The organism is Rhodovastum atsumiense (assembly GCF_937425535.1).
Taxonomy (GTDB): domain Bacteria; phylum Pseudomonadota; class Alphaproteobacteria; order Acetobacterales; family Acetobacteraceae; genus Rhodovastum; species Rhodovastum atsumiense.
In genome coordinates this window covers 6,226,228-6,242,701 of the sequence record NZ_OW485601.1, presented here as the reverse complement: position 1 = coordinate 6,242,701, position 16,474 = coordinate 6,226,228, and the positions used below count along the sequence as shown (strand labels likewise).

Here is a 16,474-nt window from a genome sequence, read left to right as displayed (position 1 = left end):
GGGCGGGCGGCGTTCAGCCGCCGAGTGCCGCCACCATCGCGGTGAGCAGGCCGAGCACCAGATTGATGGTCACCAGCCGGCGGATCCACTGCACCGCGCCGCCGGCCCGGCGCAGGTCGCGTCCTGCCATGGCGGCGCGCATCCGCGCCCAGGGTCCGGCCACGATCCCCAGGAAGATCAGGGACATGGCCAGTCCCGTGCCGGTCATCAGGCGGACATGCCAGGGCAGGGGGGTGGGGCCACCATGGAGAAGGTGGATCATTGACAACCCGGTCGCGCCGAGGATCGGCATCGCGTACCAGACGATCCGGAAGAACCGGCGGAACACCTGTTCATGCAATTCCAGGCGCAGCGCCCCTTCCAGGAAGGCCATGCCGGGACGCAGCACCACAAGGGCGAAGAACATGCCGCCGACCCAGACGATGGCTGCCAGCAGATGCACTGCCAGCAGCACCCCGCCCAGGGTCATGCCAGCACGGACTCGATCTCGGCCAGCAGGGCCCGCAGTTCCTGGGCCGCGGTGGAGCGCGGCTCGGTTTCGGTGATGCCGAGCCCTTGCGCGAAGGCGCCGGCGAAGCCGGTGCGGTTGCCCAGCGTGGCCGAGAGCACCGGCCAGCCGTTGCGGGCGATTTCCGCCTCCGCCCCGGCGCGCAGCTTGCCGCTGGCCGGGGCGCGGTTGAGCACCAGCCGGGCATGGCGCTTTTCCTCCGCCACCAGGCGCAGCGTGCCGGTGGCGGCCCACAGGTCGGGCGGGCTTGGCTGCACCGGCACCAGCACCAGCGTGGCATTGCGCACCGCCAGCCGTGCGTCGGTGTCGATCTGCGGCGGGCTGTCGACGATCAGCAGGTCGAAGGAGCGGTGCATGCGATCCAGCTCGCCGCCCAGCCGCCAGCCGGAAATATCGGAAAATCCCACCGCGGGCAGGGGGGATTTGTGTTCGACCCGCAGCGCATGCCAGCGCGCGAGGCTGCGTTGCGGGTCGATGTCGAGCAGGCCGACACGGCGCGTGGGGGCCAGCGCGGCGGCCAGCTGGGCCGCCAGCATTGTCTTGCCCGCCCCGCCTTTTTGCTGCGCGACCGTGATGACCACCGCCATGGATTCTGCTCCGCTGCGCTGCGGCAGGTATTAACCTGCCGCGCGGTACGATGCTACCGGGGGACGGATCAGAGCATCCGGCGCAGCGTGTCGTCCTTCAGCAGGTAATGGTGGCCGAGCGCCGCCGCCGCGTGCAGGCCGATCAGGGCGAGCAGGGCGTACTGCATGATGTCGCCGTGCAGCAGCTTCATCGCCTCGTTGATCGCCGGCCAGTCGCCGGTCAGCGAGGGGATCTGGTAGCCGAAGAAATCGCTGGCCCGGCCGCGGGAGGCGCGGCGCAGATAGCCGGTGATCGGCAGCAGCAGCGTCGCCGTCAGCAGCAGGTAATGCATGCTCTTGCGCAGCAATTCGCCGATGAACGGACCCGTCACCTGCGGCGGGCGCGGGCGGATCAGCAGGCGCAGCACCGTCAGGCCCAGGATCAGCAGCCCAAAGGAGGTGTGCAGGTTCATGGCGGCGGCGTTGAGCGGGTTGTCGCGGCCCGCTAACTCATGCACCCAGTAGGTCAGGAACATGCCCGCCATCAGCAGGACGGTGATCCAGTGATACGTCCTCGCCGTGAATGAGTAGCGGGGGATGCGAATGCTCGCCGTGGTCGTGCTCATGCCTGGGGATCCATTGCATGCGGGTGGGGCAAGCTTGCGTTACCGATGCAACGATGGCAGGTCAACCACAACGGTGGCCGGTCTCAGGGGCGCGGGCCGGCTCAGGGCAGGGTTGTCACGGTTCCGCCGGTGGCCGGCAGCTCAGTGAACAGCACGATGCCAAGCAGGTGGGTGATGCGGCCGTCGCCCCCGGCCAGCGGCATCAACAGCCGCTCGAACAGGACGCAGGGTCCTTCGTCCATGGCATAGCGGGCATAGTCGTAGGACGGGACGCGGTTGACCACGCAGCGACGATAGGCGGCATCCAGCGGGCCCAGCACGTTCGGCTCCGCGCCGTCCACGCTCTCGCCCGCCAGGGAGCGCCCGAGCCGCTCGGCCAGGTCCCGGCCGAAATGGACATAGCGGAAACCAAAGGCGACGCTGTCCCCCGGCACGGAGGATTGTTCCGACACGGACACGACGAAGGCGCTCGCGGGCAGTCCCGCCATGTCCGCAAGCACGACATCGGCATGTGGCAGCAGTTGCGGCGGGTGGCGCAACCCCTTCCATCGCTCGTAGGCCCGCCGCAGCGCGGCCGAGCGGAGGCGGTCGCGGAACCGGTCGACGCCCCCGCCCTGCGCATCCTCCGGCGAGGGCACGCGCCCGAGCGCCTCCAGCACGAGGCCGGCGAGCTGCCGCCCGGTAAAGGGCTTGCACAGCGTCCGCTCGCCGATGGGGGGATCGGCGGTCGTCACGGCGGTCAGGACCACCATCGGCGGATGCTGTGGCGTCTCGCGCAGATGGTCGGCCAGGCGGAGCTTGTCCGCGGTTGCCATCGCCGCCTCGGCCACCACCAGGTCGATCCGGCCGGTGGTGAGCATCATCGCCATGGCGGCTTCGGCATTGCCCGCTTCCAGCACCGCATAGCCCAGTGCGCGCAGCATGCCGGCGATCACGCGACGCACCCCGTCATCGGCATCGGCCACCAGCACGGTCGCGTTGCCGTGCAGGCGCCGGTCATCATGTTCCTTAAATGTAACGTTCTGGTCGGGCTCCACCTGCGCCCGCTTCAGGCACAGCGTGATGGTGGTGCCCGCGCCGGGGGCGGTGTCGATGCGCAGCGTGCCACCTGACTGCCGGGCGAATTCATGCGCCGAGGCCAGCCCCAGCCCGGTGCCCTTGCCGCGCGGCTTGGTGGTGAAGAACGGCTCGATGGCGCGAGCGCATACGTCTGAAGTCATGCCGCCGCCGGTATCGGCGACGGCGATCACCACGTAGTCGCCCGCCGGCAGCTCGACCGGGGCGGCGGCGGCGGGCAGGTTGCGCAGCGTGACCGTCATGGTCCCGCCGTCCGGCATCGCGTCACGTGCATTGGCCGCCAGGTTCAGCAGCACCGCCTCCAGCCGCACCGGGTCGGCGATCACCGCCCAGAGGTCGGAGGCCAGTTCGAACTGGCACCGCACCTGCCGCCCGACGGTCAGCAGCACCATGTCCTCCATCGCGCGCACGAGCTGCGCCACGTCGACCACGACCGGGCTGAGTTCGGCCTTGCGCGCGAAGGCCAGCAACTGGCGCACCAGCGCGACCCCGCGGTTCGCCGCCCTGGTGCCACGGTCGAGGCAGGTCAATTGCTCCGGCTCGTACAGCCGGGTGCGCAGCAGGTCGTGGTTGCCGAGGATGGCGGCGAGCACGTTGTTGAAGTCGTGCGCCACCTGGCCGACCATCTGCCCGAGCGCCTCCAGCTTCTGCGTCTGCAGCAGCATCTCCTGCGTCGCCTCGCGCCGGGCGATCTCGGCCTGCAGCTCGCGCGCGATCCCGGCCAGTGCCTCGGTGCGTTCGATGACGCGGCGTTCCAGCTCGGCATTGATCTCCCGCAGCGCCATCTCGGCGCGCCTGCGGTCGGTCACGTCGCTGAAGAAGGCGGCGAAACGGCCCGGCCCGCTGCGGAAGGCACGCACCTGGTAGGCCCGGTCAAGCCGTGGCAGCACGCGCTCGACGGTGATTGGCTGGCCGGTGGCGACCACGTGGGCGTAGGTCTGGATCCAGGCCGCCTCGATGTCCGGCACCACCTCGCGGCCGAGCTGGCCGATGATATCGGTTAGATTCCGGTCGACCAGCCGCGCGAACCCCTCGTTGGCCTCGAGATAGCGGATGTCGACGGCCTTCTGTTGCGAGTCGTAAATCATCTCGCCGAGGCAGAAGCCTTCGAACATGCGGGCGAACAGCGCCCGCCAGTACGCTTCGCCGCGCAACGCCTCGCCGCGCAACGCCTCGCCGCGCATCGGCGTGTCCTGCTCCCCGGCCGGATTGGCGTCCCCGTTGGCCGCCGCCTGCGGCTGCCACCACACCAGGGTCATGGTCCGGTCATCGGTGCGATCGGGCCGGGTGATGCAGGCACGCGCCGGCAGCTTCCTGCCATCCCGGCACAGGAATTCCTTGTCGTAAGGCCGACAGGCCCCGTCCCGCATGGCTTCGTTCAGGGCGGCCGCGTCGGCGCCGGCCCAGGCGGGAGGCGTCAAGGTGTCGCAGCGCAGCCGGCCGCTTCGCACCTCGTCCTGCGACAGGCCCAGCCGGGTCAGGAAAGCAGCATTGGCGTCTGTGATCCGGCCCTCGGCATCGGCATGCACCACGCCGACGGCGGCCGACATTGAACGGCCATCCTGGGCGATGCCCGGTTGCTCCCAGCCGGAGGGACCCGGCATCGCGGGCCTGACCGGCTGATCAGCGGACCCGGGAGCGAACATTTCTGAACTGCGCTATATTTCTTCCCAGCTTCGATCCTCTGACAAACCGCCGTTATGGTCAACAGTTTGCCAATCAAGGCGGCATCATCCCGCGAAAGATCCGGATCCGTTGCCCCGCTCACATGGCCGCAGGATCCGGCCTTCCCCCTCGCGGCACCGCCACTGCTCTGGCACCATCCACGCATGCCTTTCCATCCAACCGCCTTCACCCCGCTTGACCTGCTGACCCCCGCCGAGACGGCGGCGGCCGACCGTGCCGCCGTGGCGCTCGGCCGCCCCGTGGCCTGGCTGATGGAGAATGCCGGGCGGGCGGTGGCACGGGCGGTGCGGGCCCGGCTGCGGCCCTGCCGCACCCTGGTGCTGTGCGGGCCGGGCAACAATGGCGGCGACGGCTATGTGGCAGCCCGTTATCTCGCCGCGGCTGGCTGGCCGGTCGGGGTCGCGGCGCTGGCCCCGGCCAAGGGCGAGGCCGCCGCGGCCGCCGCGCGCTGGCGTGGTCCCGTCACCGCCTTCACCGCCGCGGAGGCCGCGCGGGCCGAACTGGTGATCGATGCCGTGTTCGGCGCCGGGCTGGCACGTCCGCTCGATCCGGCCGTGGCGGAGGTGCTGCGCGCGGCACGCCGGCTGGTCGCGGTGGATGTTCCGAGCGGGCTCGACGGCGCCACCGGGACGGTGCGCGGCTTCGCGCCCCAGGCCGTGCTGACGGTGACGTTCTTCCGGCTCAAGCCCGGCCATCTGCTGCTGCCCGGCCGCGCCCTGTGCGGGGAAACGGTGCTGGCCGATATCGGTCTGCCGGCGGCAGCGCTGGCCGCCGCCCCGCCGCGCGCCTTCCGCAATGCGCCGGGGCTGTGGACCGTCCCCTCGTCCGGCGCGGAAGATCATAAGTACAGTCGCGGCCATGTCACCGTGCTGGGCGGCGCCGTCATGACCGGGGCCGCCCGGCTGGCGGCCGCCGCGGCGCGCCGGGCCGGCGCCGGCATGGTGACGATCGCCGCCACCGGCAGCGCCGCCGTCTATCGCGCCGGCGAGCCGGGTCTCATCGTCGATGAACGGCCCCTGGCCACGTTGCTGCAGGACAGCCGTCGCACCGCCTGGGTCTGCGGCCCTGGCCTGGGCGCCGAAACCGCCCGGAGCCTGTTGCCGGCGTTGCTTCCCACCGGGCGCCAGGTGGTGGTCGACGCCGATGCCCTGACCATCTGCGCCGGCCAGCCCGAGCACCTGCGGGGGGCCTCGGTGCTGACGCCGCATGCCGGCGAGTTCGCCCGCGTCTTCGGCCCGCCGGGCGAGGACCGCCCGGCGGCGGTACGCGCGGCGGCGGCCCGCACCGGGGCGGTGGTGCTGCTGAAAGGGGCGGATACCCTGGTTGCCGCCCCGGACGGCCGGGTCGCGATCAACGACAATGCGCCCCCCTGGCTCGCCACCGCCGGGGCGGGTGACGTGCTCGCCGGCATCATCGCCGCCTTGCTGGCGCAGGGCATGCCGGCCTGGGAGGCGACCTGCGCCGCCGCCTGGGCGCATGGGCGGGCCGCTGCCCTGGCCGGCCCGGGCCTGATCGCCGAGGACCTTGCCCCGCTGCTGCCCCGCGCCCTCGCCGAGGCCCGCGGGGGTGGATAAAGCGCGACCGTGACGGGGAACTGCCTGTATGATCCCCGGCGGATCGATGACCAGCATGGGACCACCGCCGGTGAAGGCCGGCGCACTGCTTCCACCGCCGCGCGGGGGTGGGGCTGAGGGGCGGAGGAAATGAACGCACCGGTTGCAACCGCCGTTCCGGCGCAAACCGCCGAGCGGCGTCTCGAATTGCTTCGGCAGATCGAGCGCAAGCTGCTGTGGCTGTCCGCCTGGACCATCCACAACGCCAATCACCTGCGGCCCAATCGGGACGGGTTGAAGGTGGGCGGCCACCAGGCTTCCTGTGCCTCGGTGATCTCGATCATGACCGCCCTGTATTTCGAGATCCTGCACCCGCAGGACCGGGTGGCGGTGAAGCCGCATGCGGGCCCGGTGTTCCATGCCGTCAACGCCCTGTTCGGGCGGCAGACCCGCGAGAAGATGGAACGGCTGCGCCAGCTCGGCGGCGCGCAATCCTATCCCAGCCGCACCAAGGACGGTCCCGAAGTGGATTTCTCGACCGGCTCGGTCGGGCTCGGGGTGGCGATGACCAGCTTCGCTTCGCTGGTGGCCGATTACGTGCGCCTGCACGAACTCGCCCCGGAGGGCCCGCCGCCCGGCCGCTATATCGCCATCGCCGGCGATGCCGAGCTCGACGAGGGCAATATCTACGAGGCGTTGCTGGAAGGCTGGAAGCACGGCATCAGCAATGTCTGGTGGATCGTCGACTACAACCGCCAGAGCCTGGATTCGGTGGTGCCCGACCGCCTGTTCGGCCGCATCGAGGGCCTGTTCCGCGACATGGGCTGGAACGTGGTCACGATGAAATACGGCCGCAAGCTGCAGGCCGCCTTCGCCTGCGAGGGCGGCGAGGAGCTGCGGCACTGGATCGACGACTGCCCCAACAGCCTCTATTCGGCGCTGACCTTCCAGGGCGGTGCCGCGTGGCGCCAGGCGCTGCTGACCGATCTGGGGCGCTCGCGCGGGGTGCGCGCCATCATCGACCCGCTGACCGATGACGAGCTGGCGGCGCTGATGACCAATCTCGGCGGCCATGACGTCGAGTACATCATCGAGACGCTGCGTGCCGCCGAGGCCACCGACCAGCCGACCTGCTTCATCGCCTATACGATCAAGGGCCGTGGTCTGCCCTTCGCCGGCCACAAGGACAACCATGCCGGCCTGATGACCCGGGAGCAGATGGACGTTTTCCAGGCGGCCATGCAGATCCGGCCGGGCCATGAATGGGACCTCTTCGAGGGGCTGGAGGCCAACGAGGAGGAGCTGCGCGACTTCATCGCCTCGGTGCCCTTCGCGACGCCGCTGACCCCGTCCGGGCGGGTGCTCTCCGCGCCGGTGGTGGCGGTGCCGGAGACGCTGCCGCAGCCGAAGCTGGTGGGGCGGAAGCTGTCCACCCAGGCCGGCTTCGGCGACATCCTGGCCGAGATCGGGCGCGGGCAGGGGGCGTTACGCGACCTCGCCCGGCACATCGTCACCACCAGCCCGGACGTGACGGTGTCCACCAATCTCGGCCCCTGGGTGAACCGGCGCGGCATCTTCGACCGGCATACCCGCAACGATGTGTTCCGCGACGCCAAGCTGGCCAGCGCGCAGCGCTGGGGCATGGCGCCGGCGGGCCAGCACATCGAGCTGGGCATCGCCGAGCAGAACCTGTTCCTGTTGCTGGGGGCGGCGGGGCTGTCGCACAGCCTGAACGGTGGGCGGCTGCTGCCGGTGGGCACGGTCTATGACCCCTTCGTCAATCGCGGCCTCGATGCGCTGATCTATGCCTGCTACCAGGACGCGCGCTTCCTGCTGGTTTCCACCCCGTCCGGCCTGTCGCTCGCGCCCGAGGGCGGGCAGCACCAGAGCATCAACACGCCGCTGATCGGCATGGCCGCCGACCGGCTGGCCGCGTACGAACCCACCCATGTGGACGAGCTGGCGATCCTGCTGCGCCATGCCTTTGCGCACATGCAGGATCCGCAGGGCTCGGCGGTGTGGCTGCGCCTGTCCACCCGTTCGATCGAGCAGCCCGAGCGCAGCCTCGATCCCGCCGCGGTGATCGCGGGCGGGCACTGGGCGGTGCCGCCGCGTCCGGGGGCACGGATCGCGCTGGCCTATCAGGGGCCGGTCGCGCCCGAGGCCGAGGCGGCCTTCGCGGTGCTGCGCGAGGAGGAGCCCGGGGCCGGGCTGCTCGCCGTCACCAGTGCCGACCGGCTGCATGCCGGCTGGCTCGCCGCGGCGCGGGCCCGGCGGGCGGGCGAGCGGGGTGCCACCAGCCATGTTGAGCGCCTGCTGGCGCCGCTCGCGCCGGGGGCGGCGCTGGTGACGGTGCTGGACGGGCATCCGGCCAGCCATGCCTGGCTCGGCGCGGTGAGGGGGCAACGTGTGGTGCCTCTCGGCACCGACCGCTTCGGCCAGAGCGGCGACATCCCCGACCTGTATCGCGAGTACGGCCTGGACGAGGATGCCATCCTGGATGCCTGCGCCCAGGCACTGCTGGGCTGACCGGCCAGGCGAATCCTGTTCTACCCTGGCGGGAGGATGGCACGGAAGGGCGGCACGGAGTGACGGAACGATCGAATACGGAAACGATGGCGGGGCGCGACGACGCCGAGTCCTCCGCCAGGCCCGGACGCCCCATCCATATCTCCGGCTATGACCGCAAGGGCCGGGATTTCTATGCGACCCCGGCCTGGGTCACCGAGGCGCTGCTGCGCCATGTCCGCTTCCGCGGCCGGGTCTGGGAGCCCTGCTGCGGCACCGGCGCCATCACCACGGTGCTGCAGCGCCACGGCTACGAGGTGACCTCCACCGACATCGCCGATCACGGTTTCGGCACGCCCGGCATTGATTTCCTGGGCTGCGGGGCGGTGCCGGACGGGTGCAGGGCGCTGGTCACCAACCCGCCCTATGGCGACACCGGTTCGCACCGGGGCCAGGAGAAATCGCCGGCCGCCATGCTTCGCTTCGTCGAGCACGCCCTGCGGCTGACCGCCGGGGTGCAGGGACAACTGGCCTTGCTTGTCCGATTCCAGTGGGTTGCCGGGCAACGGGCGGCGGCGCTGATGTCGGCCGGCCCGTTCGCCGCGGTGATCGCGCTGACCCAGCGGATCTGCTGGTTCGACCGGGGGGCCGACACCAACGCCGCCCAGCACCATCATGCCTGGGTGGTGTTCGATCACGCCCATCCGCCGGGCCAGCCGCCGGCCCTGCTGTTTGCCGGGGCGGACCGACCGCGACCGCAGGGGGAGCCCCCGCGCACCGCTCCTTGATTGCGGGAGGAGCGGCGACCGGCCGGCCGCGTCAGGCCACGTTACCGCGCCGCGCGTGTTCGCTGCCGACTCGCAGCGGGATCGGCAGGGCGTTGCCGGTTTCGTTGTGGATGGAGAAGGTCCAGCGGCCCTCCGCGTCCTGGCCGGCGACATAGGTCATGCGGCCGGTCACGTGGTTTTGCGCGTCGAAGGTCAGCACCGTCGGCCGGATCGAGGCGATCTCGTGCGGCTGGATATAGGCGGAACTGCAGATGATCACCGCATCCCCCGGCTGGCAGGTGCGCGCCGCCGCCCCGTTCAGCACGCAGCAACGCGAGCCGCGTTCCCCGTAGATCACGTAGGTGGAGATCCGTGCCCCGGAATTGCGGTTCCAGATCTCCACGAATTCCATGGGCAGCAGACCTGCGGCTTCGCAATGGTCGGGGTCGAGCGTGATCGAGCCATGATAATTCAGGTTCGACTCGGTCACTGTGATCCCATGCAGCTTGGCGGCGACGACCTTCCGCACGCTTGATCCCTCCATTGGCAACCGCTGACTGCGGCATCCTCGCCAGGCCCACGTCCTCTCGCCACAACGATTTTCGGCGCGGCCCCGTGCATGAACGCACGGTTGAGCCCCACCCCGCCGCGGCCCGCGCCCCGGATTGACACGACGCGAATCGCTTCCATATGTTGTGCGTCCTTCGCATTTGGCCCCACAATATATAGGAATTGGCGATGGACGGCTCGATCGCGCCTGGCGTGCTGGATCACGCGGAATTGGCCTTGTCCGGCGGCCTCGCGGCGCTCGCCCGCGCCTCTGCCTTCGGGACACAGGCGCTGCCGGCGCGTGCGCTCGAGCCCGGCATGGGCCTCGCCGTCGCCCGGCGCACCGTGTTCCGCCCGCAGGATGCCGAAAGCTTCGGCCGTGTCGCCGATCGTGTCGCCGCCGGCAACATGTCGCTGCTCGGCCGCTCGCTGATCGCGGCCGAGCAGGACGAGCAGGCGCGGCTGCGCAATGCCATCGCCACCGGGTCGCTGCTCACCTCCGGGCGGCACCTGCAGCACGGCGATGCCGAGCAGGCCGGCCGCAACATGGAGGTGTTCACCAACTGCGCCACCGCCATCGCCAGCTTCGCCAAGTTCTACCTGCTGCTGAACGGCTCGGGGGTCGGCCGCGCCTATGACGACGAGCTGATGGCGGTGGACTGGGCGGAGGCGCCGGAGATCCTGCTGCATCTCGACCCGGCGCATCCCGACTATCCGAAGACCGACTCCGAGCTGCGCCAGTTCGCCGCGGAGCTGTCCTTGCTGCCGGGGGCCGGGGTGGAAGCCGACATCGCGTCGGTGCGGGCCGCGATCGGTCGCGCCTTGTTGCCCGATCTCGCCATCCTTCCCGCCGGGGCGCGGCTGCACCGCATCGCCGACAGCCGCGAGGGCTGGGCCAAGGCGCTGGAGGAGCTGGAAAGCCTTGCCTTCCAGCGCGCAAGCGGCCTGCCCCTGGTGTTCGACCTGTCGGCGATCCGGCCGAAGGGGGCGCCGATTCGTGGCATGCAGGGCCGGCCAGCCTCCGGCCCGGTGTCGCTGCTGCGTGCCCTGCTGAACATCCGCCGGCACGTGATCGAGCCGGCGCGGGCCCGCGCCGGCTCGCAGGACAGGCTGTCGCTGTGGGAGCAGGCGATGCTGGTCGATCACCACCTGTCGGTGGAGGTCCAGGTCGGCGGCGCGCGGCGGGCGGCGCGCATGGCCACCAAGAGCTGGCGCGACCCCGGCATCTTCCGCTTCATCCGCTGCAAGAGCGAAGGCGGGCTGTGGACGGCCAACAACTCGGTGATGGTGGACCATGATTTCTGGCGGCGCGTCGCCGAGGGCAAGGCGCAGGCGGCGGAGGACGCGTTGACCCGCCATGCCGTGGCGGTGTTCGACGAGGTCACCCGCTGCGCCTACATCAACGGCGAGCCCGGCCTGATCAACGGCGACCGGCTGGAGGACCTGCGCACCGGCTCGGCGCGTGCCAAGCCGGTGCATGAGGATGGCCGCGATTTCCGCTCCGGGCGCTACCAGGTCGACCACGCGCATGCGCTGCTGGCCGATCTGTCGCGGCGCGCCAACGCCGCCCGCTTCCCGGTCACCACCAATCCCTGCGGCGAGATCGTGCTGCACGTGACCGGCGGCTATTGCGTGATCGCCGATTTCGCGCCGCTGCTGGCCTGCCCCGGCAGCCCGGATGAGTACGTGCCGGGCTGCCTGCCGGAAGACGAGGCGGCGCTGTGGGATGCGCGGGTCGTCGAATCGGTGCGGCTCGGCGTGCGTTTCCTGATCCGCGCCAACACCATGGACGCCCTGTATGCCGAGGAGGTGCGCCGCACCAACCGCATCGGCATCGGCCCGACCGGCCTGCATGAATGGGCCTGGGTCCGGTTCGGCCTGTCCTTCACCGACCTGCTGGACGAGGCGCGGTCCCGCCCGTTCTGGGACATGCTGTCGCATCTCTCGGCGGTGGCGAAGGCCGAGGCGAACCAGTACGCCGCGGAACTCGGGACCACGGCGCCCTTCACCGTCACCACGGTCAAGCCGGCCGGGACCACCAGCAAGCTGTTCGGCCTGACCGAAGGGGCGCATCTGCCGGCGCGGCGGCAATATCTGCGCTGGGTGATGTTCCAGGGCAGCCGCAACGCGGACGGTACCTGGGCGACGGCCAGCGACCCGTTGTTGGCGGACTACGAGGCGCGCGGCTACCCGGTCCGCTGCCTGACCAGCTTTCCCAACATGTCGATCGTCGGCTTCCCGACCCTGCCGCTGATCCAGCGGCTCGGGCTCGGCGAGCAGTTGGTGACCGCCCCGGAAGCCAGCCCCGAACAGCATTACCGCTGGCTCGAGCTGCTGGAACGCCACTGGATCGGCGCGGAACGGGGGAATCAGGTTTCCTATACCCTGAAAGTGTTCACCGACCGGCACGGGCTCGACTCCTTCCGCGACATCGTGCTGCACAACCAGCCGCGCATCCGCTGCTGCGCGGTGCTGCCGAGCCGGCCGGACCACGAGCTTGGCTATGAGTACCTGCCCGAGGAGGAGGTGGCGGAGGACCGATTCGCCGAAATCGTGGCCGGAATCGAGGATCCGGCGCTGCACGAGATGATCGACCTCGCGCATCTTCAGTGCGCCAGTGGGGTGTGCCCGATCTGAGACGCGCGGGGCGCTGCCCCGCCCCTGCCAGGGGCTCCGCCCCTGGACCTGGCCAAGGGCTTCGCCCTTGGAACCCATGTTTTCTGTGCCGCGCAGCGCGAATGGGGTGCAGGGGTCCCCTGACCCCTGCCGGGTCCAGGGCAGAGCCCTGGCCTTAAATAGGGCGGGAGCCCTGGTTTTCTTCATGTCGGCCGCTGCCTTCCACTTGCCGGAAGGCCAGTGGTGCGCTACCTCCGCCGGCTCACGGCCGCCGGGTGCGGGCGTGGTGGAATTGGCAGACACGCCAGATTTAGGTTCTGGTGGCGCAAGCCGTGGGGGTTCAAGTCCCTCCGCCCGCACCACCGGCCGGCCGCTGGCCAGCTTTTCGAGGATTTTCCGGATCATGCAGGTTACCGAGACGTTGTCCGACGGGCTGAAGCGCGCCTACGCCGTCGTGCTGCCGGCCGCCGACATCGAGAGCCGCCGTAGCCAGCGGCTGGCCGAGCTCGGCAAGACCCTGAAGATTCCGGGGTTCCGTCCTGGCAAGGTGCCCGCCACCGTGGTGAAGCAGCGCTATGGCAGCGCCGTCTCCGCCGAGGTGCTGGAGGAAAGCGTCAACGAGGCGACCCGCAAGGTGCTCGCCGATCGGGGCCTGCGCGCCGCGACGCAGCCCAAGGTGGAGCTGGTCAGCCTCGACCCGGCCGCTGATATCGAGTTCAAGTTCGAGCTGGAGCTGCTGCCCGAGATCACGATCCCGGATTTCGCCGCGATCGAGATCACCCGCCTCAAGGCCGAGCCGGCCGAGGAGCAGATCGCCAAGTCGCTGGAGGATCTCGCCCGTCGCCAGCGTGAGCTGGTCGAGGAGCCGGAGGCCCGTCCCGCGGCGGCCGGTGACTTCCTGACCATCGACTTCGTCGGCAAGGTCGATGGCGTAGCCTTCCCGGGCGGCACCGGGTCGGACATGGATGTCGAGGTGTCCGGCCCCGGCTTCATCCCGGGCTTCACCGAGCAGATGGTCGGCCTCGCCCCCGGCGAGACCCGTACTATTGATGTAACGTTCCCAGCAGAGTACGGGGCGAAGGAGCTGGCCGGCAAGGCGGCGACCTTCGAGCTCACCGCCAAGAAGCTGAAGCGCGCGGTGGTGCCGGCGATCGACGACGAGCTGGGCAAGAAGCTCGGCTTCGAGAACCTCGACGAGGTCAAGGACGCGCTGAAGAGCCGCTTCCAGCGTGAGCTCGACCAGCTCGCCCGGCTGCGCACCAAGCGCCAGTTGCTGGACGCGCTGGCCCGGCAGGCGGATTTCGCCGTGCCGGAGAGCCTGGTGGAGGCGGAATTCGCCCAGATCTGGCAGCGCCTGGAAGAATCGCGCAAGCAGGGCGAGATGGAGGCCGATGACGCCGGCAAGGACGAGGACACGCTCAAGGCGGAGTACCGCGGCATTGCCGAGCGGCGCGTCCGCCTGGGGCTGCTGCTCTCCGAGGTTGGCCGGGCCAACGGCATCACGGTGGGCGCCGACGAGCTGAACCGGGCCGTCCACATGGAGGCCTCGCGCTATCCCGGCCAGGAGCGGCAGGTGCTGGAGTTCTTCCACAAGAACCCGCAGGCGGCCGAGGGGCTGCGCAGCCCGATCTTCGAGGAGAAGGTCGTCGATTTCGTGCTGGAACTCGCCAAGGTGACCGACACCATTGTCACCCCGGAAGAGCTGGCGAAGGATCCGAACGCGGCCGGCGAACCCGGTCAGACGGCGGGGGAGGCGGCTGCGGCGGTTTGACCGACGCGGCACGAACCCTATTTAACGCTTCTCGGGCAGGTGAGTTGGCCTGCCGTCCCGGGGCAGCCAGCCCCGGGGCCGCGTCGCATTCGGCAAGGAAGGTCGCAAGATGAGGGATCGTGATCCCGTCGAAATCTACAACAACACCCTCGTGCCGATGGTGGTCGAGCAGACCGCGCGAGGGGAGCGTGCCTACGACATCTATTCGCTGCTGCTGAAGCAGCGGATCATCTTCCTGACCGGCGCGGTGTATGACCAGGTCAGCAGCCTGATCTGCGCGCAGTTGTTGTTCCTGGAGAGCGAGAACCCGAACAAGGACATCTCGTTCTACATCAACAGCCCGGGCGGCGTGGTGTCCTCGGGGCTCGCGATCTACGACACCATGCAGTACATCCGTTCCCCGGTCAGCACGGTGTGCATTGGCCAGGCCGCCTCGATGGGCAGCCTGCTGCTGACGGCGGGGGCGGCGAAGAAGCGCTATGCCCTGCCGAATTCGCGCATCATGGTGCACCAGCCCTCCGGCGGGGCCCAGGGCCAGGCGACCGACATCGAGATCCAGGCGCGTGAGATCCTGACGCTGCGCAAGCGGCTGAACGAGATCTATGTCCGCCATACCGGCCAGCCGATCGAGGCGATCGAGCGCAAGCTCGAGCGCGACACCTATATGTCGGCGGAGGAAGCCCGGGATTTCGGCATCGTCGACCAAGTGGTGGAAAGCCGGCCGACTCCGGCCGAGGCGGAGCGGAGCTGACCGCGCTTTCGCTCCCAAGGTGACGGGGCGGTTGCGGACGCGCTCCGTCATGCCTATGTCACCGAAGCCGGGTCACCCAGGCACGCCCTTTGCATGAACCATTTGGTGTGCTTGGGCGGGGCAATAGCGCCTGGGTCCCGGCTTATCCTTGTCCCCGCCATGTGGCGGGGGGTAGATTGGCGCGCGTGCTTCCCCGAAGGTGCGGGGCAGGAGTGCTCATGAGCAAGTCCGGCGATTCGAAGAACACCCTTTATTGCTCGTTCTGCGGCAAGTCGCAGCACGAGGTCCGCAAGCTCATCGCCGGTCCAACCGTTTTCATTTGCGACGAGTGCGTCGAGCTTTGCATGGATATCATTCGCGAGGAGCACAAGACGCACCTCGTGAAGTCGCGCGACGGCGTGCCTACGCCGAAGGAGATCTGCAAGGTCCTCGACGACTACGTGATCGGCCAGATGCACGCCAAGCGCGTGCTGTCCGTGGCGGTGCACAATCACTACAAGCGGCTGGCCCACGGCGCGAAGAACAACGACGTCGAGATCGCCAAGTCCAACATCCTGCTGGTGGGCCCCACCGGTTCGGGCAAGACGCTGCTGGCGCAGACCCTGGCCCGGATCCTGGACGTGCCCTTCACCATGGCCGACGCCACCACCCTGACCGAGGCGGGCTATGTCGGCGAGGATGTCGAGAACATCATCCTCAAGCTGCTGCAGGCGGCCGACTACAATGTCGAGCGGGCGCAGCGCGGCATCGTCTATATCGACGAAGTCGACAAGATCAGTCGCAAGTCCGACAATCCCTCGATCACCCGCGACGTCAGCGGGGAGGGGGTGCAGCAGGCACTGCTGAAGATCATGGAAGGCACCATTGCCTCCGTGCCGCCGCAGGGCGGGCGCAAGCATCCGCAGCAGGAATTCCTGCAGGTCGACACCACCAACATCCTGTTCATCTGCGGTGGCGCCTTCGCCGGGCTGGAAAAGATCATCGCCGCCCGCGGCAAGGGCTCGGGCATCGGCTTCGGCGCCGAGGTCCGTTCCCCCGACGAGCGCCGCACCGGGGCGATCCTGCGCGAGGTGGAGCCCGAGGACCTGCTGCGCTTCGGCCTGATCCCCGAGTTCATCGGCCGCCTGCCGGTGGTCGCCACGCTCGATGACCTGGACGAGGGCGCGCTGGTCGAGATCCTGACCAAGCCGAAGAATGCCCTGATCAAGCAGTACGCACGCCTGTTCGAGATGGAGGGGGTGAAGCTGTCCTTCACCGATGACGCCCTCGGCTCGGTGGCCAAGCGGGCGATCGCCCGCAAGACCGGCGCGCGTGGCCTGCGGTCGATCATGGAAGCCATCCTGCTGACCACGATGTTCGACCTGCCGAGCCTCGACGGTGTCGAAGAAGTGGTGATCAACCGCGAGGTTGCGGAAAGCCGGTCGAATCCGTTGTTCCTCTATGGAAAGGAGCGCGCCGAGGGCACGGCCTGAGGCGCCTTTCCAGGGCTTCCGCAA

The 16,474-nt window shown here is 69.6% G+C and carries 12 protein-coding genes and 1 tRNA gene; 8 read left to right on the top strand and 5 right to left on the bottom strand.

Annotated elements, in window-relative coordinates; all coding sequences use genetic code 11:
* Nucleotides 1-13: 13 nt before the first annotated feature.
* From NBY65_RS28110 to NBY65_RS28095, 4 genes are all read right to left on the bottom strand, one after another.
* Nucleotides 14-469, bottom strand: coding sequence for a CopD family protein (locus tag NBY65_RS28110; RefSeq protein ID WP_150038888.1), 456 nt, complete (start codon nucleotides 467-469; stop codon nucleotides 14-16).
* Nucleotides 466-1,095: a ParA family partition ATPase gene (gene parA / locus NBY65_RS28105; protein ID WP_150038887.1), complete on the bottom strand. Its 630-nt coding sequence runs from the start codon at nucleotides 1,093-1,095 to the stop codon at nucleotides 466-468. The genes NBY65_RS28110 and parA overlap by 4 nt, the downstream gene beginning before the upstream one ends.
* 68 nt (nucleotides 1,096-1,163) lie before the next feature.
* Nucleotides 1,164-1,700 (bottom strand): cytochrome b, encoded by a 537-nt coding sequence (locus NBY65_RS28100; RefSeq protein ID WP_150038886.1) that lies wholly within the window; start codon nucleotides 1,698-1,700, stop codon nucleotides 1,164-1,166.
* Between the two features lie 101 nt (nucleotides 1,701-1,801).
* Nucleotides 1,802-4,327, bottom strand: a complete 2,526-nt coding sequence (locus tag NBY65_RS28095) for an ATP-binding protein (protein WP_162530366.1) — start codon at nucleotides 4,325-4,327, stop codon at nucleotides 1,802-1,804.
* Nucleotides 4,328-4,606: 279 nt separating this feature from the next.
* Here NBY65_RS28095 and NBY65_RS28090 point away from each other — a divergent pair, with 279 nt between their 5' ends.
* The 3 genes from NBY65_RS28090 (at nucleotide 4,607) to NBY65_RS28080 (ending at nucleotide 9,312) form a co-directional block, all read left to right on the top strand.
* Nucleotides 4,607-6,037 (top strand): NAD(P)H-hydrate dehydratase, encoded by a 1,431-nt coding sequence (locus tag NBY65_RS28090; protein ID WP_150038884.1) that lies wholly within the window; start codon nucleotides 4,607-4,609, stop codon nucleotides 6,035-6,037.
* A 129-nt stretch (nucleotides 6,038-6,166) separates the two neighbouring features.
* Nucleotides 6,167-8,545, top strand: a complete 2,379-nt coding sequence (locus NBY65_RS28085; protein WP_150038883.1) for a transketolase — start codon at nucleotides 6,167-6,169, stop codon at nucleotides 8,543-8,545.
* Between the two features lie 59 nt (nucleotides 8,546-8,604).
* Nucleotides 8,605-9,312 carry a hypothetical protein gene (locus tag NBY65_RS28080; protein ID WP_150038882.1) on the top strand — a complete coding sequence of 236 codons (708 nt, stop codon included), beginning with the start codon at nucleotides 8,605-8,607 and terminating at the stop codon, nucleotides 9,310-9,312.
* Nucleotides 9,313-9,343: 31 nt separating this feature from the next.
* Here the strand turns inward: NBY65_RS28080 and panD are convergent, their stop codons facing one another.
* Complete coding sequence (gene panD, locus NBY65_RS28075) at nucleotides 9,344-9,820, bottom strand: aspartate 1-decarboxylase (protein ID WP_162530365.1); 477 nt, start codon at nucleotides 9,818-9,820, stop codon at nucleotides 9,344-9,346.
* Nucleotides 9,821-10,029: 209 nt separating this feature from the next.
* On the opposite strand from panD, the gene NBY65_RS28070 reads away from it, so the two are divergent.
* The 5 genes from NBY65_RS28070 to clpX all read left to right on the top strand — a co-directional run bounded on the left by NBY65_RS28070 (nucleotide 10,030) and on the right by clpX (nucleotide 16,450).
* Nucleotides 10,030-12,477, top strand: a complete 2,448-nt coding sequence (locus tag NBY65_RS28070) for a recombinase (RefSeq protein ID WP_150038880.1) — start codon at nucleotides 10,030-10,032, stop codon at nucleotides 12,475-12,477.
* 256 nt (nucleotides 12,478-12,733) lie between these two features.
* A tRNA-Leu gene (locus tag NBY65_RS28065) sits at nucleotides 12,734-12,818 on the top strand.
* Nucleotides 12,819-12,859: 41 nt separating this feature from the next.
* Nucleotides 12,860-14,227 (top strand): trigger factor, encoded by a 1,368-nt coding sequence (tig, locus tag NBY65_RS28060; RefSeq protein WP_150038879.1) that lies wholly within the window; start codon nucleotides 12,860-12,862, stop codon nucleotides 14,225-14,227.
* Nucleotides 14,228-14,336: 109 nt separating this feature from the next.
* A complete protein-coding gene (locus NBY65_RS28055; protein ID WP_150038878.1) occupies nucleotides 14,337-14,978 on the top strand; it encodes an ATP-dependent Clp protease proteolytic subunit in 642 nt (213 codons plus the stop codon).
* A 218-nt stretch (nucleotides 14,979-15,196) separates the two neighbouring features.
* The gene (gene clpX, locus NBY65_RS28050; protein WP_150038877.1) at nucleotides 15,197-16,450 is read left to right on the top strand and encodes an ATP-dependent Clp protease ATP-binding subunit ClpX; all 1,254 of its coding nucleotides are present in this window, start codon (nucleotides 15,197-15,199) and stop codon (nucleotides 16,448-16,450) included.
* The last annotated feature ends 24 nt before the right edge of the window (nucleotides 16,451-16,474 follow it).

What these genes read in the sequence shown, in the direction of transcription:
- parA (WP_150038887.1), bottom strand. Translation starts at nt 1,095, where the DNA reads ATGGCGGTGGTCATCACGGTCGCGCAGCAAAAAGGCGGGGCGGGCAAG.
- NBY65_RS28110 (WP_150038888.1), bottom strand. Translation starts at nt 469, where the DNA reads ATGACCCTGGGCGGGGTGCTGCTGGCAGTGCATCTGCTGGCAGCCATC.
- clpX (WP_150038877.1), top strand. Translation starts at nt 15,197, where the DNA reads ATGAGCAAGTCCGGCGATTCGAAGAACACCCTTTATTGCTCGTTCTGC.
- NBY65_RS28055 (WP_150038878.1), top strand. Translation starts at nt 14,337, where the DNA reads ATGAGGGATCGTGATCCCGTCGAAATCTACAACAACACCCTCGTGCCG.
- NBY65_RS28095 (WP_162530366.1), bottom strand. Translation starts at nt 4,327, where the DNA reads ATGTCGGCCGCCGTCGGCGTGGTGCATGCCGATGCCGAGGGCCGGATC.
- NBY65_RS28085 (WP_150038883.1), top strand. Translation starts at nt 6,167, where the DNA reads ATGAACGCACCGGTTGCAACCGCCGTTCCGGCGCAAACCGCCGAGCGG.
- NBY65_RS28070 (WP_150038880.1), top strand. Translation starts at nt 10,030, where the DNA reads ATGGACGGCTCGATCGCGCCTGGCGTGCTGGATCACGCGGAATTGGCC.
- NBY65_RS28090 (WP_150038884.1), top strand. Translation starts at nt 4,607, where the DNA reads ATGCCTTTCCATCCAACCGCCTTCACCCCGCTTGACCTGCTGACCCCC.
- tig (WP_150038879.1), top strand. Translation starts at nt 12,860, where the DNA reads ATGCAGGTTACCGAGACGTTGTCCGACGGGCTGAAGCGCGCCTACGCC.
- NBY65_RS28100 (WP_150038886.1), bottom strand. Translation starts at nt 1,700, where the DNA reads ATGAGCACGACCACGGCGAGCATTCGCATCCCCCGCTACTCATTCACG.